The sequence below is a fragment of the Haloarcula quadrata genome, assembly GCF_003634715.1.
GTDB lineage: Archaea > Halobacteriota > Halobacteria > Halobacteriales > Haloarculaceae > Haloarcula > Haloarcula marismortui.
Genome location: NZ_RBWW01000001.1, coordinates 536,322 through 558,602, shown reverse-complemented (window position 1 = coordinate 558,602; position 22,281 = coordinate 536,322). Strand labels below are relative to the sequence as shown.

The following is a 22,281-nucleotide window of genomic DNA, read 5'->3' as shown; positions in this document are numbered from 1 at the left end:
ACTACTCCCCCAGCTCGTCGGCAGTGCTGACGTGCATCCCAACGAACTGCCACGGGCGGGCCTCGTCTGTGGCCACCAGCGTCCCGCTCCAGCGGGTGTCGTACGCGTGTCGCGTTCCCGTCTCCGTGTCAGTCCAGCACAGTGTCACGTCGTCGCTGAACCACGCGCAGTCCTCGCGTTCTGTCACCCGGAGCGCATGGCTCTCGACAGTCCAGTCGGCCGTCGTCTCGGTCTGGTCCTGCAGTCCCGTTCTAATGGCGTTGGTCCCGAGCAGCTGTTCAGAGATGCCGAACTTGACGACCGAGCGGTCTGCGTCATCGGCGAAAAAGGGGCCGAGCGGCTCGCCGGCCCGGAGCGCGGCGTAGTAGGCCGCGATAGTCTCTGCTGCGTTCATACTCAGCCCTACGGCCTGTGGCCCCTTCACTGGCCACGCCCGGCGGCCGCGACCACGCTCTCCCGACCCGCAATCCTTACGCCGCGGACGGCCACACGGACGTGTATGACAGAGGCGACGGGAATCGTCGGGGAGTTCCTCACGCTCAAGGAGGGGACCGACGCGGACCTGCTGGCGATGCAGTGTGGCGACTTCTACGAGTTTTTCGACGAGGACGCCGAGATCGTCGCCGACGAACTCGACCTGAAGGTGAGCCAGAAATCCTCGCATGGCTCGTCGTACCCGATGGCAGGGGTTCCGGTCGACGACCTGACGCCGTACGTCTCCGCGCTGGTCGAGCGGGGCTACCGGGTCGCCATCGCCGACCAGCACGAGACCGAGAACGGCCACGCTCGCGAAATAACGCGGGTCGTTACGCCCGGAACGCATCTGGAGACCGGCGACGAGTCGGCGCAGTACCTCGCCGCGGTCGTCCGGGAGGCCAGCAGGGACGGCGGCGACACCTACGGTATCGCCGCGACGGACGTGACCACGGGCCAGTTTCAGGTCACGCAACTGGACGACGCCGACGCGGGCGAGGCGCTGACAGAGCTGTACACGTTCGGGCCGGCCGAGATTCTCCCCGGCCCGGAGCTCCGGAACGACGACGAATTTCTTGACCGCCTGCGCGAGCGGACGGACGCGGCGCTGACGCTCCACGATTCAGCATCGTTCGAGCCGGGGCGGGCGAGCCACACTGTCCGCGAGCAGTTCGGGAGCGAGACGGTCGACAGCGTCGGCATCGGTGACCAGAACGTAGCAGTCCGGGCCGCCGGCGCAGTGCTGTCCTACGTCGAGGACACCGGCGTCGGGACGCTGGCGGCGGTCACGCGCCTGCAAGCGTACGGCGAGCGCGACCACGTCGACCTCGACGCGACGACCCAGCGCAACCTCGAACTCACAGAGACCATGCAGGGCGACAGTTCGGGGTCGCTGTTCGACACTATCGACCACACGGTCACGGCCGCCGGCGGGCGACTGCTCCAGCAGTGGCTCCAGCGGCCCCGACGAAACCAGGCCGAACTCCAGCGCCGGCAGTCTTGCGTTGCGGCGCTGTCGGAGGCGGCGATGGCCCGCGAGCGGATTCGAGAGACGCTGTCGGACGCCTACGACCTCGAACGGCTGGCCGCACGGGCCACGTCGGGGAGCGCCGACGCGCGGGACCTGCGAGCAGTTCAGGAAACGCTGGCACTGTTGGGGCAGGTCGCCGACGCCGTGACCGAGACCGAACGGCTGGCCGAGTCGCCGCTTGCCGACGCGCTCGACGGAGCTGACCGCGAGGCTGCCGATTCGCTAGCCGCCGAGTTGGACAGCGCACTGGTCGCAGACCCGCCGGGGACGGTGCGCCAGGGCGGCCTGTTCAAACGGGGGTACGACGGCGACCTTGACGAGATTATCGACGAACACGAGGCCGCGCTGGAGTGGCTGGAAACGCTGCCGGACCGCGAGAAGGAGCGGACCGGCATCACCCATCTCTCGGTCGACCGGAACAAGACCGACGGCTACTACATCCAGGTCGGGAAGAGCGAGACCGACGCCGTCCCGGACAAGTACCAGCACATCAAGACGCTGAAAAACTCCAAACGCTACACGACGCCCGAACTCGACGAGAAAGAACGGGACGTGTTACGCTTGGAGGAGCGCCGCCACGACATGGAGTATGAGCGCTTCCAGGAACTTCGGGAGCGCGTGGCCCAGCGCGCGACGCTACTGCAGGACGTGGGCCGGACGCTGGCGGAACTGGACGCGTTCGCGTCACTGGCGGTCCACGCCGTCGAGAACGACTGGACCCGACCAGCGGTCGTCGACGGCAACGAACTGTCCATCGAGGCCGGCCGCCACCCGGTCGTCGAGCAGACCACCGAGTTCGTGCCGAACGACCTCTACATGGACGACGACCGGCAGTTCCTCATCGTCACCGGGCCGAACATGAGCGGGAAGTCGACGTATATGCGCCAGGCTGCGCTCATCACGCTGCTCGCGCAGGTGGGCAGTTTCGTGCCGGCGCGGTCGGCGACGGTTGGACTGGTGGACGGCATCTTCACTCGCGTCGGCGCGCTGGACGAACTCGCGCAGGGGCGCTCGACGTTCATGGTCGAGATGCAGGAGCTCTCGAACATTCTCCACTCGGCCACGGACGAATCACTCGTGATACTGGACGAGGTGGGTCGCGGGACGGCTACTTTCGACGGTATTTCAATCGCCTGGGCGGCGACGGAGTACATCGTTAACTCCATTCAGTCGAAGACGCTGTTTGCGACTCACTACCACGAGCTGACGGCGCTGGGCGAGGAACTGCCGACTGTCGAAAACGTCCACGTCGCGGTCGACGGCGAGCCCCGGTCTGCGGGCAGCGACGGCGACGTGACGTTCCTCCGAACGGTCCGGGACGGCCCGAGCGACCGCTCCTACGGCGTCCACGTCGCCGACCTTGCCGGCGTCCCCGAGCCAGTCGTCGACCGCTCACAGGCGGTGCTCGACCGACTGCGCGACGACAAGGCTATCGAGATTCGCGGCAGCGAGCAGAATGACGGCGGAACGACACAGGCCGTCTTCGACCTGGATTCGGGGCAGTTCAGGGACGGCGCGGTCCAGTCCGGGGACGCAGCAGCCGGTTCCACGGCTGAGCCGGTTGCGACCGACGGTGACCCCGAACACGCGCCCGGCGAGGCCGCAGCTGAAGGCCCCGAAGGCGACGAGAGGGCAGCGTCGCTCGATTCTGAGACCGAGGCCGTCCTCTCGGAACTAACAGAACTGGATGTCAACGAGACGCCGCCGGTCGAACTGATGGCGAAAGTACAGGAGTGGCAGGCCGAACTGGACGACGAGTAGCAGACAGCGCCCGATTTTCAGCGAAGATATTCACGGCGGAAGGTGTATACGGGAGTTGTCACTGCTAGAAGGCAATGAGCGACCGGATTTACGTTCTCCACGTCGACGACGACCCGGCTGTCGTCGAAGCGGCCACAGGTGCGCTGAAACAGGCGCACTGTGGTATCACGGTCGAGACGGAGACGAACGTTGCCGACGGCCTCAAGCGACTCGATGAGGGTACGTTCGACTGTGTCATCGCCGGCTACGACCTGCCGGGACAGACCGGCGTCGAGTTCCTCGATGCGGTCCGCAAGCAATCGCCGGACATGCCGTTCGTTCTGTTCACCACCGAGGGAAATGAAGCAGCCGCCAGTGACGCGATTTCCGCCGGTGTCACCGAGTACCTCCGGGCTGACGGCGGCGCGGAACCGTACGCACGACTCGCACACACCGTCGTCAACGCCGTCGAACGGACAGCCGACGATATCGAACCCACACAGAGTACACGCCGAGAGCGTGCTATCGAGGAGCTACACTCCACCGCCAGGGCGTTCATGCGAGCCACGACTGCTGATGCGGTTGCACAGGTCACCGTGGACGCGGCTCGGACGATCCTCAATATGCCGGCCAACGCGGTTCACTTCGCCGACGGCGACGGTCTGTATCCGGCCGCATGGACCAATCAGGTAGAAGAGCTCATCGGGATGCCGCCGGTCTTCGAGCCCGGAGATGGCCTCGCATGGCAGGCCTTCGAAACCGGCGAAACGCGGGTTCACAACGATGTCGCGTCAAGTCCGGACCGGTATAATCCGGACACGGACATCCAGAGCGAACTCATCCTTCCGCTCGGTGACCATGGTGTCCTCCTCATCGGATCATGCGAGATAGGTGCATTCGATGACACAGATGTCACGCTCGCGCGGACGCTCTCAGTCCACGCGACGGCGGCGCTTAACCGTCTCGACCGTGACCGTCAGCTCCGCGAGGAGCGCGATTTCATCGATCAGGCGCTGAATACCCTGTATGACCTGTTCTATGTTATCGGCACGGACGGCAGTCTTCAGCGATGGAACGAGCGCATCCCCGAAGTCACAGGATACAGCGACGACGAGATCGACGAGATGTCCGTCTCTGAGTTCTTCCCCGCCGACGAGCACGAGACGGTCGCCGCGGCGGTAGAGAAAACGCGGGCCAGCGGCCGGGTAACTGTCGAAGCGGAGATTCTGACTGCCGATGGAGAGCGGATTCCGTACGAGTTTGCCGGAACACAGCTGACTGATGCTGATGGGGCGCCCGTCGGGACCGTGGGTATCGGCCGGGATATCTCCCAGCGCAAGGCGTACGAACAGCAGTTGGAACGCCAGAACGAGCGCCTCGACGAGTTCACAAGCATCGTCAGCCACGACCTCCGAAACCCACTGACTGTCGCGGAGGGGAATCTGGAACTGGCCAGAGCAGAATACGACAGCGACGCACTCGACAAGGTGTCGCGTGCCCATGAGCGAATGCGAGCGCTGATAGACGACCTCTTGGCGTTTGCACGCGCCGGCGAAACGGCGACTGACCTCGAATCCGTTGCGCTTACCGGCATCGTTGAAGAGTGCTGGCAAAGCGTCGAGAGTGATCAGGCGACGCTCGTCGTCGAAGGCGACCGTCAGGTTCAGGCAGATACGGCAAAACTCCGGCGGCTGTTAGCGAACCTCCTTCGGAACAGTGTTGAACATGGGTCTACAGGCGCTCAGGCGCCGGCTGACGACGACACCGACCACAGTGACGGGAGCGCAACTGTGCGAGTCGGTGTCATCAAAGACACGGACCGAAACGGGTTCTACGTCGCCGACGACGGACCGGGCATCCCGGAGGACGACCGCGAGCAGGTGTTCGAAGAGGGCTACTCGACCGGCGAGAACGGGACCGGGTTCGGACTCAAAATCGTTCAGCGGCTCGCCGAGGTCCACGGGTGGACGGTCACAGCCACCGAGAGCGAGGCCGGCGGCGCGCGGTTTGAGGTGACAGGCCTCGAACCTGCCTGAACAGGCCAGAAAGACACCGGTACGGGACAGCGACATCGACAGACCACCGCGGGGCGTGGCTGGCCTTTTGGTTCTGAAGCCCTCAGTATGGGTTATGTCATCCCAGCGCCCTCCGCGGCAGGGCTCGCGGGCCGCCGAGCAACCGTCCACAGCGAAGGACGGAGCGACGCCCGCACTCGCCGTCGAGGGGTTGTCAAAGCAGTTCGGTAGCGGTGCGGACGCGGTGACGGCCGTCAACGACGTGTCGTTTCGCATCGAGCAGGGGACGGTCGTCGGCCTGCTGGGCCCCAACGGTGCGGGCAAGACGACGACGATAAAATCGATTCTCGGGCTGGTGTTGCCTGATTCTGGGAGGATTCGAGTGCAGGGTATCGACATGAGCGAGAGCCCGCGGGCAGCCTACCGCCACGTCGACGGGATGCTCGAAGGGGCGCGAAACGACTACTGGCGGCTGACTGTCCGGGAGAACCTGCGCTATTTTTCGACCATCAAGGGCGTCAAGCCGGATGCCGTCGCCGACCGGCACGAGCGACTGCTGGCGAAACTCGACCTCCTCGAAAAAGCCGACGTGCCGGTTCGAGACCTCTCCCGCGGGATGAAACAGAAGGTGTCGCTGGCAAGTGTGCTGGCCAGCGAGTCCGACCTGGTGTTTCTCGACGAACCGACGCTGGGACTCGACGTCGAAAGCTCGCTGACGCTGCGACGGGAACTGCGCCGAATTGTCGACGAGCGCGACCTCACGGCTGTCGTTAGCAGCCACGACATGGATGTCATCGAAGACGTCTGTGACCGGGTCATCATCATGAACGAAGGAGAGATTATCGCCGACGACAGCGTGCCGGCCGTGCTCGACCAGTTCACCGCGAACGCGTTCGCCGTCACCAGTCCCGACATCACCGATGGTCTGCTTGCGATCATCCGGGAGCGCTTCGAGGTGGTCGAGGTGACGAGCACCGAGCGGGGCCGGCGCGTCGAGGTAGCGACCGACAGCGACGGGTTCTATCGCCTGCTGGCCCTGTGCCGGAACCACGACGTGACGCTCTCAGCCGTCGGCACGGTTGAACCGGACCTAGAAGACGTGTTCGTCGAAATCACGGGTCAAGGACGATGAGGGAGGCGGGGTCAGGACGATGACTGCAAGCGCCGACACGCACGCGGACGACAGTGATGGTGCCAGTGCCCAGACTATCAGTGCCGCCATGCAGGCGGGCTATCTTGACCTCGCGCGAGCGGTGCTGTACCGCGAGTACCTCATCTTCGTCCGCTATCCGGCTAACGCCGTCGGCGGCATCGTCATCTCGGTGTTCTTTTTCGGTCTGCTGTTCTACGGCGGTCGGATGCTTGCCGGGCAGGCGGTAACGGATTCTATCGAGGGCATCATCGTCGGCTACTTCCTGTGGTCGCTTTCCGTCGGCGCGTACCAGTCAATCTCGAACGACATCGGGAGCGAGGCCCAGTGGGGAACGCTCGAACGGCACGTCATGACGCCGTTTGGCTTCGCGCCGGTTGCGTTCTGCAAGGGCGTCGCGAAAGTCGTACGGACGTTCATTACCTCGACCGTGGTGCTGGCGGTGATGCTTGCGATTACCGGGACGACACTCCAGTTGAACGTCCTGACTGTGGTCGTCGTCGCGTCGCTGACCATCGCGTCGGTACTGGGTCTGGGGTTCGCTGCCGGCGGCGTCGCGGTGCTGTACAAGCGCATCGGGAACTGGCTCAATCTGCTCCAGTTCGGATTCATTATTCTCATCTCCGCGCCCGTGTTCGAACTCGGCTGGACGCGGGTCCTGCCGCTGGCCCACGGGAGCGCGCTCCTCCAGCGAGCGATGGTCGACGGGACCCGGATCTGGCAGTTCTCCGCTACCGATCTAGGCCTCCTCATCGGTGTCCCGGCCGGCTATGTACTGCTGGGGTATGTCGTGTTTCAGTACACGACTCGACGGGCCAGACAGCTCGGCGTACTCGGTGACTACTGACTGAAGGAGACAGGTGGTTTTACTTATGTTGCCACTAATTTGATACGTAACACTGTCGCTCAGACTGCACATACAGCGCCAGAAAGTCCCTGCCTCGTACTCCAGCTATGGTCACTCGACACTTCTCAACGGAGCAACTTGTCCCTGCCATCGCGACAGCCCTCGTTATTGGTGTCCTAACTATTTCGGCGTGGTCGCTTGTGCTCACGAGCGGCGGTACCGCCGACCAACTCCAGATCGATGCGAACGTGCAGCAACGCTACGAGAGCATAGATGGCGTCAACGCGACACAGACGACGATCGTCTCACAGAACGGGACGGTCGCGAGTCGGACGACCTACCACGCTACGCTCCAACCGGGCACGCAGAAAAAACGGCTCGTCCCTGTCAATAGTACGTCACAGGCGGGTACCGTACGGATATCGGACGGGTCAACGCTATGGCTGTATAACGACAGTCGTGAGAGTGCGACACGAGTTCCTCTCTCCGAGCCTGAGTCTGTCAGAGGTGAGCGGCTACAGCGTCTGTTCACGAAACTTGACGGGGCGACAACAGACCCGCGGCCGGTTGAACCACTGCCTGTTGTCCCCCGAGGCGAACAGCGGCCGGTCAACTCAACCGAGGAGATGACCGTCAGCTACCGGGGCACGGAACCAGTTGACGGACGTGAGGCGTATATCATTCATGTGACGCCGAGAAATGAGACAAAAGCATACGAGCAAACAGTCTGGGTCGAAACACAGCGGTTCTTCCCGACAAAAAAGCGGACTGTCTGGACAGCAGATGGAAAGTACACAGTTGTGACAACAAGGTACGCGAACGTCACGTACGACACTGGTGTGTCCAGTGACGTGTTTTCCCCCGACGCCCCGGACGACACAACTGTCAGCGTTCCAGAACCAACAGATAGGAGGTTTTACTTGCGCTGCCAGTTATGTGCTACATAATATTGTCGCTCAGACAGATTGAACGCCGCCGAACAGTCCCCTGCGCCTGGTAACCCGAGATATGGTCACTCGACACCTCACATCGGAACGACTGGTGCTCACCATCGCGACGGTCGTCGTCGTTGGTGTACTGGCTGTTGCGATCTGGTCGCTCGCATTCGCGAGTACCGGGACCGCCGATCAGCCGCAGATCGATGCGGACGTGCAGCAACGCTACGAGTCGATAGATGGCATCAACGCGACACAGACGACGACTATTACCCGGAATGGGACGGTCGCAAGTCGGACGACCTACGACACCGTGCTCCAGCCGGGGACCGAAAAGAAACGGCTGGCAGTCGTCAACAGCACCGTTGAACGATACGACCTCCGGGTGTCGAACGGGTCGGCACTGTGGCTGTACGACCAGCGCCGCGCGAAGGCGACACGTATCTCTCTCAGCAGCCCCGGGTCAGACCGAGGGAAGCGGCTCCAGCGCCTGTTTGCGAGCCTCAACATGGCCACGGCGGCCGACGCGGCGACCGACTCACAGTCAGTTGAGCCGCTACCCGTCGTTCCCCGCGGCGAGCAACGGCCGACCGAATCTGCCAGGTCAATGACCGTCAGCTACCGCGGTACTGAATCACTCGATGGGCGTGAAGTGTACGTCATCCACGTGGCACCGAAAGACGACACAGCGACCTACGAGCAGACCATATGGGTAGACACGGAACAGTTTTTCCCGGTCAAAAAGCGCACTGCGTGGACAGCCGACGGTGAGCGCACAGTCGTGACAACGACGTACACGGACGTCACCTACGATACCGGTGTGCCTGAAGACGTGTTTACCCCCAGCTTCCCGGACAATACGACTGTCGAGGTCCCGGAGACGCCGGAACGACAGACCTACGAGTCGGTCGGTGCGCTCAAAGCCGACACCGAGGTCCAGGTTCCGGAGCCCGACATTCCGCCGGGATACGAACTGACCTATGCGACCCAGACACGGGGACGGGTCCACAGCGTCGGCCTCCGCTACATGAACCGGACCAGTCTGATCACTGTTGCCAAGTACGACCGGCCGGGTGTCGGGGACAACGCCAGCGAAGGGGTAACAATCGACGGACAGCCAGCACAGGTCAGCTACGGGCTGACAACATCAGTGTCGTGGAGTTGCGAACGCTACCGGTACACGATTCGCGGTGAGGGCGTGTCCGCGGACCGACTCATCACAATCGGTCAGTCAGTCGGCTGTCCCAGCGGCGAGTGAACAGCCACGCTGGCATATCAAGCCGCCGTTTTCTGGGTCAGAAGTTCGACTGCACGTTATATGATGGAACCCCTCCTTACTTCGAGTGCAGCGGCCCTGACAACACCGTGCCACCAGCGCCCTCCGGCGACGGCCGCTGTCTGTCCGCCACACCGCCCTATGGTTCCCCGGGCTGCCACCCCGGGAAGGAATGTGGGCCGGGCCGCCTGCAAACTGGTCCCCCTCCTCGCCCCACCTTCGCCCGAAGGAATGCCCTGATTGCGCCGGTCCCCGCTGACACTGCGCCCTTCTCTACCGCGACTGACTTCTGACTCGGAAACTGACAGGACCTTTTATTCGGGGACGGGACGTTGGTCAAGTACGTGAGTGAGGACCCGGCCGTGGGCGACATCCTCGACCTGCTCAGTGACGAGTACGCCCGGGATATCCTCGCAGCAGCGAGTGTCAAACCCATGTCCGCGAAACAGCTCGCCGACCAGTGTGAGATGTCACAACCGACCGTGTACAGACGGGTCGAGTGGCTTCAGGAGTACGGCCTCATCGAGGAGCAGACCCAGATAGAGACGGGCGGCAACGACTACAGCGTGTTCGCTGCCACGCTCTCGGAGTTCTCGCTGGCGCTTGCTGAGGGTGACTTCGAAACCGAAATCGAGCGGACCGAACCGCCGGCGTTCCCGGGACAGGACGAACAGGACACCGCGGACCGATTCACAAAAATGTGGGAGAATCTCTGACATGGTCGCCATAGAGACGCTCATGAACTGGCTCATCACTGCCCTGGCGTTTGGCTCGACTGTACTGGGTGGGTACGTCGGCTACCAAGCCTATCGGGGGTATCGCCGGCACAACAGCCGCACGATGCAGTACCTCTCGGTCGGGCTGTTCTGTCTCACGGCGGTAGCCTTCGTCGTCGCGTTCACCGGCTCAGTCCTCCTTCGCCAGGGCCTGCTCTCCAGTCAGTTCCAGCAACCGCTGACACTCGTCACGCGCGCCTTCCAGTTCGTCGGCGTCCTCTTTATCGCGTACTCGCTCCACTCCCGGGAGTGAGTGCCCCGCTTGGCCGCTTGGTGTGCCACGCAATCTAACGCCGAATATCTCAAGTCCATCCGGTCGGAAGGCATAACTATGGCGCAAACGCCGGAGGGGCGGCCGACGGTCCGTATCGACGGGGCTGACCCACTGCTGCTCCCCTGGGACGTGGCAGCCGAACGGCTCTCGTTCGAGGTCGTCCGCGGCCCAGTCGCGTTCGAGTGTGCCTCCGGCGACCGGATCGAACGGGAGTACACCGGCGTCGCTGTGTTCGACCTACTGGAGGCGGCGGCGATGCCCGGCGACACGACCCACGTCCAGTTTGAATCAGTGAACGGCGACCTGGCGTGTATCCCGCTCGCTGACCTCAACGGCGCAGTACTCGCACTGGGCGACGGCCCCGGAACTGCACCGGGGCGACCGCGGTTCGTCTCGCCCCGCGTGCTCGGCCCGCGAACCGTGAAGAACGTCTGCCGACTGCGGCCGCGGACGCTTGCTGCCAGCGCTGATCGAGAGGCCTACGAGCGACTCCCGCTGGACGACTGATTATTCCAGCAAGCCGATATCCTTCGCGAGGCGGTCAGCAAGTTCTTCCAGTACGTCGGGGTCGACCTCAGCGACCGGATCACCGTCGTGAAGTTGCTCGTTGTGGCGCGCGACGGCGTCCTCGACATCCTCGAACGCGACCGATGTCCGCGTCCCACAGGCCTCACACACGACCGGGATTTCGGGCTGGTCGGTTGTCATTGGCGGCAGTTTAGCTCGCTCCCCGATAAACGGACCGGAGCGTCAGCCGGGCGCACCTGGCAGTCACTCCAGGACGCTCTTGGGCCGCTTGAGGTAGAACGCCTGCTCGGTGACGCGCTCGTAGACGGCATACAGCGTCTCGACGGCGGCCGGGTCGGGGTCGAACTGCAGGTGCGGCGCGGTGTGGTACGCCTTGCAACTGGTCAGGAAGAAGTACAGCGTCCGGTGGTGGGACGGCGTCGCGTCGACGACACCCATCGATTGCCCGCCCAGATCGTCCGAAAAGTCGTTGAGCAGACCGGCAATATCGTCGTTCAGTTGCTCGTCGGGCCGAGTGAGCGGCGCACCGAGCGTCTGCTGGAGGAACTCGCTCGTCGCCCGCAGGAACGGGTTCGAGTCCATCCCCGTCGGGTCCACCCCACTGAACGCGTCGTACAGGTCGAGCAGCGCCGTCAGTTCGTCGTCGGTCAGCGCGATGGGTTTGACAGGGTCACCCTGCGGGAGCGCGTAATCCGGGAAGGAGTACGACTGCGGGTCCGGCACCTGCCCGAACACGGTATCGAGACTCATGGGGGCAGTTCGGTCGGCGGCGGCCTAACTGTTGGGTGGCGCGAGACGCCGGAGCGGCCCCACCAGAACGCATATTATATCGTGTACATACATCTGAGCCGATGCCCTCCACCAATCGCACGACAACCGCACAGCGACGCCTCGAATCGGTGGCACGTCATGTGTCACGATCAGTGCCAAGCGAACACCCGACGCTAGCGGGGGAACGCAACTGATGCCGACGTTCACCGCTCGACTTGCCGATGGCTGGAAGAAAGCGGGCGACCACATATCGCTAATCCTGGTCCCGATACTGCTGGCGGTCATGCAGACGGATAATATCCGGCAAGTACTCACCTACGACGGGGCGCACATCGGCATTAAGTTCGGCGTCCCTGCGTCCGTTGTGACCATCTGGCAGTTTGTGAGTCTGCCCGGTAGCGGTGTCACAGCAAATGTTGGCCTCCCACTGTCGGCCCCGTTTGCGGTGGTTGTCATACCGGGAGTACTAGTGCTACGTGCCGGTCTGAGTGCGGGTTACTTCGGAACTATCGCGGCAGAACTCCTCGGTCGCCACGAGGGCTTCGCGATGAGCGTGCTAGCATACTTTGTCCCGTTTCTGGTGATAACTGCCCTCCCATATGTTATTCTCGTCCCACTGGCACTGGGGCTGCTTGGCTTCGGGAGCCTCGGTGAGGGGGGCGCGATAGTCGGCGCTGTGTTCCTTTTGATTCCAGCGTTCGTAGCTGCCGGGTATCTGTTCTGGGCCACGCCGTATCTGGTTGTCCTGCGCCGGACTGGGTTTGTGGCAGCGGCCAGAGGCTCGTACCAACTGGCTGTCGACGGCGGGCCGTATCTCTCCTACACAGTCGGCTATCTGGGACTCGTTTTGCTCGTCTCAGCGGTGGCGACCGCCGTTGTCGTCAACGTCTCTGCGGTCGGCCTTCTCATCGGAATCGTGGGCGGCGGGTTTCTAGGGCTCGTACTCAATATCACGACGATGCGGTTCGTCGCTGACATCGACCCGCAGTGCCCCACTGCCGGCGAGTGGCCCGAGCAGCACCGCAGCGGCGACAGTGTGGTCAATACGTAGGGAGGTGGCTCACTCGCCCTGCTCGTCCAGTTGCTCGACGAGGCTAATACCGTAGATAGTCCGCAACACCGTGCTAGCGTCGCCGGCCTCGTACACCAGATCGTCTCTCGAACTGACGTGGTCGAGCACGTCGGGCGAGGAATGGGCGGGGGCGGCGGCGATACCGGCGTCGTTCTCGTCCACCCAGCGCATCACCCGCAGGTCGCTCTTGCTGTCGCCCATCACGAGCGCGAACGGGTCGTCGATGCCCAGCACGTCGAAGGCCTCCTCAACGCCGGCTGACTTGTCCAGTTCGAGGCTGACGAGTTCGGCCGCATCGCCCTCGTAGTAGCCCAGGTCGACGCGTTCGAGGATGTCGCGGAACGCCTCGTGCGCGTCCTCGATGTCGGCGTGAGTCGGCAGACCGCCGGCCTCCAGCACATCGAGAATCTCCGGGTCGCGGCTGAAGTAGGCCCGTGCGTAGCCTGCAGGGTCGTCGATCTCAGCGTCAACCTGTGCGGCGATGGCGTCGCCGACGAGGCCACAGAGGTAGCACAGCGATTCGTCGATTATTTCGACGGCGTTGTCGCTGCCGACCTCGGCGTTTGGTTTCAGCGTGACGTTGAACTCGTTGCCCTGAAGATGACAGCGCTTGCCAACGGCGTCAGGGGCCTCCGAGAGGACCCGCCGACGGACCGTTTCGAACACATCCACGACCGCGCCGTCGAGGCGTTCGTACAGGAGTCGCTTCGTGTCCTCGCCGTGTTTGGGTGTGAACACGCCGTTACCAGACTCGTAAACGATGCTCATCTGTCCGGAGGAGACGAGGTCGTTGCCCAGCCCCTGAATCATGAACCCCTTGACGTTCTCCAAGGTCTGGCCGGTACAGACGACGATAGGGATTCCTGCTTCGTGAAACTGCGTCAGGAGATACAGCGTATCGCGGGGGATTTCGTTGTCGGTGTCGCCAGCCGACCGGAGCGTCTCATCGACATCCAGCACGAGCACGTTCACCGACCGGTCGTACTTCGAGTAGAGGTCGAGTGCGGTGAAAGCCTCGTCGCGAGTCAGCCGGGCCGCGATTTCCGCGTAGGTCTCGCCGGTTCCGGGAAACTCGTCAGTGATATCCGATTTGAGGGCGTCGAGGCGGTCACTGGCGGTTTCCCACTGTTCCAGCGCAACGGTCGAGCTGAGCGGAGGAAACAGATCAACGAACTCCTGATAGCCGCGAAGCGTCGTCGTGTCTACGCTCTTGTAGAGACGGTAAAGTTGGTCGTATTGTTCCATGTCGAGGTCCACAGGATAGTGGCGACTGACGGCGAGCGTACTTTAGCTATCGGGTTTGTGGTCCTCACACACGACAAAAAACGGCTGGTTTGCCAACACCGCTACTGAGGGTGCGCTGCTGCTACGCCTCGTCGCCGCCGTCCGTCAGCACCTCGGTTTCGGTCGCCTCCTCGTTGAGGAAGGATGGCAGCTCCTCCTCGTCCTCGTCAGTTGCCTCGTCGTCCGCCGTCGCTTCGGTCCAGGAGCGTTCTCTGTGGTGGCACATGGGTCGTCACCATGCGAGGCTCAGGACTGTGTTGTGTTAACTATTTTCATGAGCTGGCTGATACACGCAGGCGAGGGCAGACAGTATCAAGTCGCTCCGCCCGTTAGCTGGTCGCAATCATATGCGGAGGCACGTATGACCGACATCCAACGACTCGACGACCAGACCGTCGAACGCATCGCGGCCGGTGAGGTGGTCGAGCGGCCGGCCTCCGTCGTCAAGGAACTGGTCGAGAACGCCATCGACGCCGACGCGAGCCGGGTCGACGTGGTTGTGGAAGCTGGCGGAACCGACGGGATTCGTGTCACGGACGACGGCATCGGGATGGACCGAGAAGCCGTCAAAACGGCCGTCGAGGAACACACCACGTCGAAAATCCGCGACATTGCAGATCTGGAGGGTGGCGTGGGAACACTCGGGTTCCGCGGCGAGGCCCTGCACGCAGTCGGGGCTGTCTCACGGCTCACGATCCGGACCAGACCCCGCGGCGGCGACGTGGGAACCGAACTGGTGCTCGAAGGCGGTGACGTCACGTCAGTCAGCCCCGCCGGCTGTCCGGAGGGGACAACGATGGCGGTAGAAGACCTCTTCTATAACGTCCCAGCCCGCCGGAAGTACCTCAAACAAGAGTCGACGGAGTTCGCACACGTCAACACCGTCGTCGCCAGCTACGCGCTGGCTAACCCGGACGTGGCCGTCTCGCTGACCCACGGCGACCGCGAGACGTTCTCGACGACCGGCCAGGGCGATTTGCGCGAGACAGTGATGTCGGTCTACGGCCGGGAAGTCGCCGAGTCGATGATTTCGGTCGGTGCAGGCTCGGAGGCAACAAGGAGCGGCGACGAGATGGACAGTTTCCCAGATGGACCGCTCGACGGCGTCCACGGCCTCGTCTCCCACCCCGAGACGAACCGCGCTGGCCGCGAGTACCTCTCGACGTACGTCAACGGTCGCTACGTCAGGGCCGGAACTGTCCGGGACGCCGTTATCGACGCCTACGGTACCCAGATCGCGCCGGACCGCTACCCCTTCGCCGTCCTCTTTCTGGACGTTCCCGCGGGCGACGTGGACGTGAATGTCCATCCCCGGAAAATGGAGGTCCGCTTCGCTGACGACGAAGGCGTTCGCGAACAGGTCCGGACTGCAGTCGAGGACGCGCTGTTGCGTGAGGGGCTACTACGCTCGACAGCACCGCGTGGCCGGTCAGCACCGGAGCAGACAGAGATAACGCCGGAATCGGACGGAGCGACCGATAGCGGAGGCGAGCGGGCAGCCCCGAACGGCCGGGATGCCATAGACGACGCAACAACGTCGGGACAGACGGACACCACCGCAACGGAAAACAGTGCTGAGGCACCAGCACAGGAGCCAGATACTGCGCCCACAGCCCGACCGGACGGTACCCAGACGGAGACAGGGAACCGCGAGTCATCCGACACAGCCCCATCAATTCAATCAGCCGATACGAAGCCGTCCTCTGAAACCGGGAGGACGGACGGTACGTCGGGCGAATCCGGGACTGGTCAGACAGGGGGTAGCGTTTCGGGTGGAGATAGTGACGGTGAACGCCCCGGCGCGTCCGCGGCGGGCCAGACAACGGCGGAGCGCGGGGAACGGAAGTTTACCGGCGGTCAGGAGCAGGCACGTCTCGGCGACGACCCGGAGGCGACCCACGAATCGCTGCCTTCGATGCGGATTCTCGGACAGTTAGCCGACACCTACGTCGTCGCGGAGACAGATGACGGCCTCGTGCTGGTCGACCAGCACGCGGCCGATGAGCGGGTCAACTACGAGCGGCTCAAGGCTAAGTTCGAAGGCGAAACGACGACGCAGGCACTTGCTAACCCGGTCGAACTCGAACTGACTGCGCGCGAAGCCGAAGTATTCGACCGACGTAGCGACGCGCTGGCGAGTCTGGGGTTCCACACGGCGCGCACAGGTGAGCGCAGCGTCGAAGTCCGGACCCTCCCGGGCGTCATCGCCGACGCGGCCGGGCCGGACATCGTCAGGGACGTACTCGGTGCGTTCGTCGCCGGCGACGACGAAGCGGCGGCAACGGTCGAAGCGGCGGCCGACGAACTGCTCGGCGACCTAGCGTGTTACCCCTCGGTGACCGGGAACACGTCGCTGACCGAGGGCTCCGTCCGGGAGCTACTCGCCGCACTGGACGACTGTGAGAACCCCTACGCGTGTCCCCATGGGCGACCGACGGTCATTCACATCGACCGGCAGGAACTCGAAGACAGGTTCGAGCGTGATTACCCCGGGCACGGCGGTCGCCGGCGATAGCGAAGGAAGACGGCCCGTCCCCCGGCACAGCAGTCGATACAGCCGATTAAACTAAACCTTCGTCTCCCGATGCACGCGGTATGTCACTTGTAACGTTCGGCGAGACCGCTCTCAGATTTTCACCCCCAGACGGACAGCGATTCGAGACGGCCCGCGAAGCGTCAATTCGCGTCGACGGGACCGCGAGCAGCGTTGCGGCGACAGCCGGTCGACTCGGGGCTGACGCACAGTGGCTCTCGAAGGTCCCGGACACGCCGCTCGGGCGGCGTGTCGTCGCGGAGCTCCATGAGTTCGGTCTGGAGACAGAGGTTGTCTGGGCCGACCCAGACACCGGCCGCCAGGGACTCACGTTCCACGAAGACGCCGACCCACCCCGTGCCGAACGGCTACTGCAGGACCGCGGCGACACCGCGATGGCGACGCTGACGCCCGGCGAGTTGCCGATGGGCGAGATACAGAACGCGGACGTGGTGTTTACTTCGGGGAGCGTGTCATAGAATCCTCCTCATAGTGTGAGCTTCTCACGACCCGGGTCGTCTCCTCGCTCGAAATTTGTGATTGCGACAACGATGCGGAGACACAGCGCAATGAACACCTCTGTTCGTGCGTGGACGCGGCCTCGGGCGCGAACGTGCCCGAGGCCGCAGTCCTTCACCGCATCGTTGGTGCGTTCGACTCCTGTACGGCGGTTGTACGTCTCATCCAAGACTGATTGCTTGAGCTGAACCTCCTCACTGTGTTCCTTGATACGGTCTTCGACCCTGTATTCGATATCGAGCGGGTCATCAGTGTTTCGTGGGTTGTACGGGGCGACTGGTACAATCCCTACTTCCAGCAGGAAGTCGTGCCACTCAAGAATGTCGTAGGCACTGTCTCCAAGCATCCAGATCGGTGTCCCGACGGCGAGCGCGTCTTTTGTGACGCGCATCGCCGTCTCAGCGTCTGCCTGCTTGCGTTGGGTGAATTCTGCTGCAATCGGGATCTTTGAACCGGTCGAAACGATCGTACAGCCGAACCCGTAGTAGTGCTCTTCGGCCGTTGAATCGTAGTTCCACGACGCATCGTCGTTGTACTGGATCGCTTCAACGTGCGTCGAATCGATAGAGTACGTTGAGTTGAGCAGGCCGCGGGCGGCGGCCTGCTCGACGAGCCTCTGGAAAACATCATCGATGACGTGTTCTAGGTCGGTGAGAAACCGGTCGATTGTGTCTCTGGATGGCGGTTTGTCGAGCCCGCAATAGTACCAGACGAGGCCGTGCTGAAGTTCTCGTGCAACCGGGCGTGTACCGTAGACATCCTCGTAGTAGCAGTGCAGAAAGCCGCGAAAGAGGTCTGGTGGCTGATGCACCCGTGTTCGCCCCCTCGAAGCGGGGGCGAACACGTCGTACTCTAGCAGAAACTCGAACTCAAGATGCTCAAACAGCGGTACTGTCTCGGTAGCCGCGACATTCAAGAAGGCGTCTACCGAATCCAAATCTTGCAGGGTTGCGGTTGTGCTGGACACACTTTCCGCACCCTGCTGCTTCGTATGTGACCCTTTCTATGACACGCTCTCGGGCGCAACTCTCTCGCTCTCTGAGACAGCCGCCGACACGACGGGGGCATTGCTCAGAGCGGCCGCAGGAATGCGGGCGTTCGACCTCGGTTTCCACCCCGGATTGTGGGACGCCGAAGATGCTCTCGACGCCCTTGCAGACCTGCTACCAGCCGTCGATACCCTCTTTGCCGCCGAAGAGCAGGTTTCCGCGGTGTTTGATACGACAGGGAGTCCGCGCGAGGTCGTGCACACGCTCGCAACGGAGTACGACCTCACCCGCGTGATTCTCACACGGAGCGAGTACGGTGCGGTTGCCTACCACGACGGCGTCATTCACGAGCAAGATGCCATCGAAACGTCCGCAGTAGACGAAGCAGGACAACACGAGGCTTTCATCGGCGCAACGCTCCAGCAACTTGCCGCCGGTGCTGACACGGACGAAGTGCTGCTCCATGGTGTCGCGGCAGCAGCGCTGTCTCGAACACTGTCCGGGCCGCTGACGCCGCTCGAACCGTCCGAGGTTGAGCGTCTCGTCGATTCACAGCAGTCCAGACGGCCGTAGGTGGCACGTACCGGCCGGCCGTACCGATCTCTGTTTACTCCGCTATTAGCCAGGGACGTCCGCCGTGACGCGGTGACAATTAGACCGTGGACGCGACAGACGGCAGCGGTCAGCGCGTCACCGCCGCCGTGACGATGGCCGCACGGCTTGTAGCCCCTTCCCGCACACACCGACGGCGCTAACGGGACGTTTTTCCCCACGAGGGCCGCATACCCGTACAATGACTGTTCTCGAGTCCGTTCACGAGGCCCACGGAGCGACGTTCAGGGAGGTCGGTGGTCGGCAGGTCGTCGACAACTACGGGCGACCGGAGCGGACCCACCGCGCGGTTCGGAACGTCGTCGGCGCGATGGAGTACGGCTACGGCGTCATCGTCGTCACCGGCGAGGACCGCGTCGACTACGTCGACAACGCCGTCTCGAATCGCGTCCCGGACGAGGACGGCGCGGGCTGTTACGCGCTCTTGCTCGACCCCGACGGCCGCGTCGACACGGACATGTATGTGTACAACGCCGGCGAGCGCCTGCTCGTGTTCACGCCGCCCCAGAAGGCCGAGGAACTGGCCGCGGAGTGGGCGGATAAAACGTTCATTCAGGACGTCGAGTTCGAGGAAGCGACTGACGACTTCGCCGTCTTCGGCGTCCACGGGCCGAAAGCGACAGAGAAAATCGCCAGCGTCCTCCACCAGACCGGTACCCCACCAGCGCCGCTGACCTTCGAGCGGGGCGAACTCGGTGACGCCGGCGTCTCCGTCATCCGGACAGACGACCTCGCTGGGGAGGAGAGCTACGACGTGGTCTGTAGCGCCAACGACGCCGAGGCCGTCTTCGACACGCTGGTCAACCGCGGGCTCAACGCCGTCCCCTTCGGCTACCAGACCTGGGAGACGCTGACGCTTGAGGCCGGGACACCGCTGTTCGACACCGAAATCGAGGGCGCGCTCCCGAACGATCTTGGCCTGCGGAACGCCCTAGACTTCGAGAAGGGCTGTTACGTCGGGCAGGAGGTCGTCTCGCGTATCGAGAACCGCGGCCACCCAACACAACGGCTGGTCGGCCTCGCCGTCGAGGCGTGCCCGGACCCCGGCGCTGCGGTGTTCGCCGGCGACGAGCACGTCGGCGATGTGACCCGCGCCGCACAGAGTCCGATGCGGGAAGCCCCTATCGCGCTGGCAAACCTCAGCTGGGAACGGCCCGAAGAAGCGTTGAAAATCCGCATTGACGGTGAACCGGTCAGCGCCCAACAGGTCGACCTGCCCTTTATTGATGGCTCGGCACAGTCGGCACGGTTGCCGACCTACGAGTAGCGTCGGTCACTCTAGTTCAATAACGGCTCGCCCGCTGGTCGCACTCCGGACCCGGTCTCGCAGTTCACTAGCCTCCACAGTAGGGACTCGAACGTCGAAGACGACTTCGGCTTCGTAGTCGGCCTCAAACTCCACGCCCGCCGATTCGAGCAGGCTCCGAACACTGCCCGAGTCGTCGTAGGCGACGGTCACGGTGAACTGCTCGTGGGGTACTTCCTCGACGACGCCGGCGTCGTCAACGCCGTCCTTCACCGCTCGGGAGTACGCACTGGCGAGGCCGCCGACACCGAGGTTCGTCCCGCCGTAGTACCGCGTGACGACGGCGACAATGTTCTCAATGTCACGCTGCTTGAGGACGTTCAGCGCGGGGTCGCCGGCGCTGCCGCTTGGTTCGCCATCGTCACTGGAATACTCCCGAAAGGGATCGGATCGGACGCGGTAGGCGGGGACGTTGTGGGTCGCGTCGGCGTACTCCTCTCCGACGGCATCGACGAACGCCTCGGCGTCTTCGACGGTTGTCGCTGGGGCGACGTGGCCGATGAACTCCGAACCCCGCACCTCGAAGCGCGCCTCGCCGCGGCCCGGAACGGTCCGATAGCTGTCCGTCACGGGCTGGGGTACGCCCGGCGGCGGAATAGCGTTTGTCGTTCGCTCCCTGCGTGTGGCATCAAGTCAGTCCGTCTCGTCGCCGGCCTGTCGCGACCCCCAGACCCGCTTGTCCAGCAGCTTGACCTGCATTCCGTCCCGAACCTGTAACTGACAGGAGAGCCGGGGATAGCCAAACCGGTCGGCGAGGTCGTCGTGCCAGTGGTCGGGGTCGGGCGGCTCGGCAAGGCGGACGCCGCAGGTGGCACAGATGCCGCGGCCGCCGCAGTTGACCCGCTCCGCGTAGCGGCCGTGTGGCGAGAGGCCGGCGTCGAGGAGTACGTCCCGGAGGACGGCCCCACGTTCGGCGGTGAGTTCGTGGGTTTCACCCGCGGGCGTCTCGACGGTGAGCGTTGCTGGCATTACGCCAGTTCGATAGTCCGAACGAACGCCAGCCGGCGGATTTCGTTGATGAGGTCGCCGGGGAGTTCCTCGTCGGTGATGACGTACAGTTTCGGTTCGTCGGTGAACTCGGGGTCTTCGCTCAGGACCTGCCGGATGGAGATACCGTGGTCGGCGATAGCCGACGTGACCATCGAGACGATGCCGGACTCGTCGGCGGCCCGGACGGTGACAGTCACTGCGTGCAGGTCGAGCACTGGGGCGAGGTCGAGCAGGCTCGGCACAGAAGAGATGTTGCGGAAGATGCGCCGCAGGTCGTCATCGTCGAGAATCGCGTCCGTCGTTGCGTTGACCACCCGGCGGTCGACGTTGGCCTCGCGGGCGATACCCGTGTTCGGAATCTCGATACCGCCGGAGACGACGCGGCCGTCCTCGTTGACCGAGAACCCCCGTTCCAGCAGCAAGCGGATGACGTCCTGCTGGCCGGGAGAGTCCTCGAATTTCTGCATAATCTCGTCGAACATACGGAGTGGTGGACGTGGGGCCACTAATCGGTGCCGGCAGCAGTTGAAACAGGCGCGGTCGCGCGCTGGAGTCGGCTATAGCTCGCCTTTCGTACTCGCCACGTCGGACCGGCGCTCGTCAATCCGGGTCGCGTCATCGAGCGACCGGGCCAGGCTCTTGAACAGCGCCTCGATCTCGTGGTGGGCGTTCTCGCCGTCGACGCCACAGTGCAGTGTCAGTCCGGCGTTCATCGACAGCGAGCGACAGAAGTGCTGGGCCATGTGGCTGGTCATCCCACCGACCGAGGCCTGTGAGAACTCGCCGTCGAACTCGAAGTACGGCCGGCCGGAGATATCGACGACGACGCTCGCAACGGCCTCGTCAAGCGGGACCTTGCGGTCGGCGAAGCGGCGGATGCCGCGCTTGTCGTCCAGCGCCTCGGTGAACGCCTCGCCAAGCGTGATAGCGACATCCTCGACGGTGTGGTGGTCGTCGATGTCCAGATCGCCGTCACACTGCACGGTCAGGTCGAACAGCCCGTGGGTGGAAAAGGAGTCGAGCATGTGGTCGAAGAAGCCGATGCCGGTGTCGATGGTGCTGTCGCCGTCGCCGTCGACGTCGAGCGTGACCTCGATATCCGTCTCGGCCGTGGTCCGGGTGACGGCTGCTGTCCGGTCAGTCATACGTATCACGTATCA

Annotated in this window: 24 protein-coding genes; 14 read left to right on the top strand and 10 right to left on the bottom strand. The window is 63.5% G+C overall.

The window, feature by feature from the left end; translation table 11 throughout:
* Window position 1: 1 nt before the first annotated feature.
* The gene (locus BDK61_RS02865; RefSeq protein WP_121302251.1) at window positions 2-394 is read right to left on the bottom strand and encodes a nuclear transport factor 2 family protein; all 393 of its coding nucleotides are present in this window, start codon (window positions 392-394) and stop codon (window positions 2-4) included.
* 105 nt (window positions 395-499) lie between these two features.
* Here BDK61_RS02865 and mutS point away from each other — a divergent pair, with 105 nt between their 5' ends.
* The 9 genes from mutS (at window position 500) to BDK61_RS02820 (ending at window position 11,024) form a co-directional block, all read left to right on the top strand.
* Entirely contained in the window at window positions 500-3,265 is a 2,766-nt protein-coding gene (gene mutS / locus BDK61_RS02860; RefSeq protein WP_121302250.1) for a DNA mismatch repair protein MutS, read from the top strand.
* A 74-nt stretch (window positions 3,266-3,339) separates the two neighbouring features.
* The gene (locus tag BDK61_RS02855) at window positions 3,340-5,280 is read left to right on the top strand and encodes an ATP-binding protein (protein ID WP_121302249.1); all 1,941 of its coding nucleotides are present in this window, start codon (window positions 3,340-3,342) and stop codon (window positions 5,278-5,280) included.
* Between the two features lie 94 nt (window positions 5,281-5,374).
* Window positions 5,375-6,391, top strand: a complete 1,017-nt coding sequence (locus BDK61_RS02850) for an ABC transporter ATP-binding protein (RefSeq protein ID WP_004959515.1) — start codon at window positions 5,375-5,377, stop codon at window positions 6,389-6,391.
* A gap of 19 nt (window positions 6,392-6,410) precedes the next feature.
* Window positions 6,411-7,256, top strand: a complete 846-nt coding sequence (locus tag BDK61_RS02845) for an ABC transporter permease (RefSeq protein ID WP_121302248.1) — start codon at window positions 6,411-6,413, stop codon at window positions 7,254-7,256.
* Window positions 7,257-7,363: 107 nt separating this feature from the next.
* Window positions 7,364-8,203 (top strand): LolA family protein, encoded by an 840-nt coding sequence (locus BDK61_RS02840; RefSeq protein ID WP_121302247.1) that lies wholly within the window; start codon window positions 7,364-7,366, stop codon window positions 8,201-8,203.
* 61 nt (window positions 8,204-8,264) lie between these two features.
* Window positions 8,265-9,449 (top strand): LolA family protein, encoded by a 1,185-nt coding sequence (locus tag BDK61_RS02835; protein ID WP_011224289.1) that lies wholly within the window; start codon window positions 8,265-8,267, stop codon window positions 9,447-9,449.
* Window positions 9,450-9,811: 362 nt separating this feature from the next.
* A complete protein-coding gene (locus tag BDK61_RS02830; protein ID WP_049919129.1) occupies window positions 9,812-10,183 on the top strand; it encodes an ArsR/SmtB family transcription factor in 372 nt (123 codons plus the stop codon).
* A gap of 1 nt (window position 10,184) precedes the next feature.
* Complete coding sequence (locus tag BDK61_RS02825; protein WP_004959533.1) at window positions 10,185-10,496, top strand: DUF7521 family protein; 312 nt, start codon at window positions 10,185-10,187, stop codon at window positions 10,494-10,496.
* 78 nt (window positions 10,497-10,574) lie between these two features.
* Window positions 10,575-11,024: a molybdopterin-binding protein gene (locus BDK61_RS02820; protein ID WP_121302246.1), complete on the top strand. Its 450-nt coding sequence runs from the start codon at window positions 10,575-10,577 to the stop codon at window positions 11,022-11,024.
* Here BDK61_RS02820 and BDK61_RS02815 read toward each other — a convergent pair whose 3' ends face one another.
* Window positions 11,025-11,225 carry a hypothetical protein gene (locus BDK61_RS02815; RefSeq protein WP_004959541.1) on the bottom strand — a complete coding sequence of 67 codons (201 nt, stop codon included), beginning with the start codon at window positions 11,223-11,225 and terminating at the stop codon, window positions 11,025-11,027. It lies immediately after the preceding gene.
* A 63-nt stretch (window positions 11,226-11,288) separates the two neighbouring features.
* Window positions 11,289-11,795, bottom strand: a complete 507-nt coding sequence (locus BDK61_RS02810) for a hypothetical protein (protein ID WP_121302245.1) — start codon at window positions 11,793-11,795, stop codon at window positions 11,289-11,291.
* 214 nt (window positions 11,796-12,009) lie between these two features.
* Here BDK61_RS02810 and BDK61_RS02805 point away from each other — a divergent pair, with 214 nt between their 5' ends.
* Window positions 12,010-12,867 carry a hypothetical protein gene (locus BDK61_RS02805; protein WP_121302244.1) on the top strand — a complete coding sequence of 286 codons (858 nt, stop codon included), beginning with the start codon at window positions 12,010-12,012 and terminating at the stop codon, window positions 12,865-12,867.
* Between the two features lie 9 nt (window positions 12,868-12,876).
* Here BDK61_RS02805 and BDK61_RS02800 read toward each other — a convergent pair whose 3' ends face one another.
* Both BDK61_RS02800 and BDK61_RS23250 read right to left on the bottom strand, forming a co-directional pair.
* Window positions 12,877-14,145, bottom strand: a complete 1,269-nt coding sequence (locus BDK61_RS02800) for an HAD family hydrolase (protein ID WP_121302243.1) — start codon at window positions 14,143-14,145, stop codon at window positions 12,877-12,879.
* 109 nt (window positions 14,146-14,254) lie between these two features.
* On the bottom strand, window positions 14,255-14,398 hold the full coding sequence (locus tag BDK61_RS23250) for a hypothetical protein (protein ID WP_004590504.1): 144 nt from the start codon (window positions 14,396-14,398) through the stop codon (window positions 14,255-14,257).
* Between the two features lie 135 nt (window positions 14,399-14,533).
* Here BDK61_RS23250 and mutL point away from each other — a divergent pair, with 135 nt between their 5' ends.
* Window positions 14,534-16,687, top strand: coding sequence for a DNA mismatch repair endonuclease MutL (gene mutL / locus BDK61_RS02795; protein WP_121302242.1), 2,154 nt, complete (start codon window positions 14,534-14,536; stop codon window positions 16,685-16,687).
* An 80-nt stretch (window positions 16,688-16,767) separates the two neighbouring features.
* Window positions 16,768-17,184 carry a PfkB family carbohydrate kinase gene (locus tag BDK61_RS02790; RefSeq protein ID WP_244209667.1) on the top strand — a complete coding sequence of 139 codons (417 nt, stop codon included), beginning with the start codon at window positions 16,768-16,770 and terminating at the stop codon, window positions 17,182-17,184.
* An 8-nt stretch (window positions 17,185-17,192) separates the two neighbouring features.
* Here BDK61_RS02790 and BDK61_RS02785 read toward each other — a convergent pair whose 3' ends face one another.
* Complete coding sequence (locus BDK61_RS02785; RefSeq protein ID WP_121302241.1) at window positions 17,193-18,191, bottom strand: transposase; 999 nt, start codon at window positions 18,189-18,191, stop codon at window positions 17,193-17,195.
* Here BDK61_RS02785 and BDK61_RS02780 point away from each other — a divergent pair.
* Together BDK61_RS02780 and ygfZ are read left to right on the top strand one after the other, a co-directional pair.
* Window positions 18,181-18,786 carry a PfkB family carbohydrate kinase gene (locus BDK61_RS02780; RefSeq protein ID WP_244209666.1) on the top strand — a complete coding sequence of 202 codons (606 nt, stop codon included), beginning with the start codon at window positions 18,181-18,183 and terminating at the stop codon, window positions 18,784-18,786. The two genes, BDK61_RS02785 and BDK61_RS02780, sit on opposite strands and share 11 nt — an antisense overlap.
* A gap of 220 nt (window positions 18,787-19,006) precedes the next feature.
* Complete coding sequence (gene ygfZ / locus BDK61_RS02775) at window positions 19,007-20,092, top strand: CAF17-like 4Fe-4S cluster assembly/insertion protein YgfZ (protein WP_121302240.1); 1,086 nt, start codon at window positions 19,007-19,009, stop codon at window positions 20,090-20,092.
* A 6-nt stretch (window positions 20,093-20,098) separates the two neighbouring features.
* Here ygfZ and BDK61_RS02770 read toward each other — a convergent pair whose 3' ends face one another.
* The 4 genes from BDK61_RS02770 to hisB all read right to left on the bottom strand — a co-directional run bounded on the left by BDK61_RS02770 (window position 20,099) and on the right by hisB (window position 22,266).
* Window positions 20,099-20,701 (bottom strand): IMPACT family protein, encoded by a 603-nt coding sequence (locus BDK61_RS02770; protein ID WP_121302239.1) that lies wholly within the window; start codon window positions 20,699-20,701, stop codon window positions 20,099-20,101.
* Window positions 20,702-20,764: 63 nt separating this feature from the next.
* Complete coding sequence (locus BDK61_RS02765; RefSeq protein WP_121302238.1) at window positions 20,765-21,100, bottom strand: 2Fe-2S iron-sulfur cluster binding domain-containing protein; 336 nt, start codon at window positions 21,098-21,100, stop codon at window positions 20,765-20,767.
* The gene (locus BDK61_RS02760; RefSeq protein ID WP_121302237.1) at window positions 21,100-21,603 is read right to left on the bottom strand and encodes an ACT domain-containing protein; all 504 of its coding nucleotides are present in this window, start codon (window positions 21,601-21,603) and stop codon (window positions 21,100-21,102) included. The genes BDK61_RS02765 and BDK61_RS02760 overlap by 1 nt, the downstream gene beginning before the upstream one ends.
* Before the next feature lie 75 nt (window positions 21,604-21,678).
* Window positions 21,679-22,266: an imidazoleglycerol-phosphate dehydratase HisB gene (gene hisB / locus BDK61_RS02755; RefSeq protein WP_121302236.1), complete on the bottom strand. Its 588-nt coding sequence runs from the start codon at window positions 22,264-22,266 to the stop codon at window positions 21,679-21,681.
* Between the last annotated feature and the right edge of the window lie 15 nt (window positions 22,267-22,281).

Bases quoted from the DNA above. Each gene is read 5' to 3' on its own strand.
- mutL (WP_121302242.1), top strand. From the start codon at position 14,534: ATGACCGACATCCAACGACTCGACGACCAGACCGTCGAACGCATCGCG.
- BDK61_RS02865 (WP_121302251.1), bottom strand. From the start codon at position 394: ATGAACGCAGCAGAGACTATCGCGGCCTACTACGCCGCGCTCCGGGCC.
- hisB (WP_121302236.1), bottom strand. From the start codon at position 22,266: ATGACTGACCGGACAGCAGCCGTCACCCGGACCACGGCCGAGACGGAT.
- BDK61_RS02815 (WP_004959541.1), bottom strand. From the start codon at position 11,225: ATGACAACCGACCAGCCCGAAATCCCGGTCGTGTGTGAGGCCTGTGGG.
- BDK61_RS02765 (WP_121302238.1), bottom strand. From the start codon at position 21,100: ATGCCAGCAACGCTCACCGTCGAGACGCCCGCGGGTGAAACCCACGAA.
- ygfZ (WP_121302240.1), top strand. From the start codon at position 19,007: ATGACTGTTCTCGAGTCCGTTCACGAGGCCCACGGAGCGACGTTCAGG.
- BDK61_RS02790 (WP_244209667.1), top strand. From the start codon at position 16,768: ATGTCACTTGTAACGTTCGGCGAGACCGCTCTCAGATTTTCACCCCCA.
- BDK61_RS02760 (WP_121302237.1), bottom strand. From the start codon at position 21,603: ATGTTCGACGAGATTATGCAGAAATTCGAGGACTCTCCCGGCCAGCAG.
- BDK61_RS02845 (WP_121302248.1), top strand. From the start codon at position 6,411: ATGACTGCAAGCGCCGACACGCACGCGGACGACAGTGATGGTGCCAGT.
- BDK61_RS02825 (WP_004959533.1), top strand. From the start codon at position 10,185: ATGGTCGCCATAGAGACGCTCATGAACTGGCTCATCACTGCCCTGGCG.
- mutS (WP_121302250.1), top strand. From the start codon at position 500: ATGACAGAGGCGACGGGAATCGTCGGGGAGTTCCTCACGCTCAAGGAG.
- BDK61_RS02820 (WP_121302246.1), top strand. From the start codon at position 10,575: ATGGCGCAAACGCCGGAGGGGCGGCCGACGGTCCGTATCGACGGGGCT.
- BDK61_RS02810 (WP_121302245.1), bottom strand. From the start codon at position 11,795: ATGAGTCTCGATACCGTGTTCGGGCAGGTGCCGGACCCGCAGTCGTAC.
- BDK61_RS02855 (WP_121302249.1), top strand. From the start codon at position 3,340: ATGAGCGACCGGATTTACGTTCTCCACGTCGACGACGACCCGGCTGTC.
- BDK61_RS02850 (WP_004959515.1), top strand. From the start codon at position 5,375: ATGTCATCCCAGCGCCCTCCGCGGCAGGGCTCGCGGGCCGCCGAGCAA.
- BDK61_RS02835 (WP_011224289.1), top strand. From the start codon at position 8,265: ATGGTCACTCGACACCTCACATCGGAACGACTGGTGCTCACCATCGCG.
- BDK61_RS02805 (WP_121302244.1), top strand. From the start codon at position 12,010: ATGCCGACGTTCACCGCTCGACTTGCCGATGGCTGGAAGAAAGCGGGC.
- BDK61_RS23250 (WP_004590504.1), bottom strand. From the start codon at position 14,398: ATGTGCCACCACAGAGAACGCTCCTGGACCGAAGCGACGGCGGACGAC.
- BDK61_RS02840 (WP_121302247.1), top strand. From the start codon at position 7,364: ATGGTCACTCGACACTTCTCAACGGAGCAACTTGTCCCTGCCATCGCG.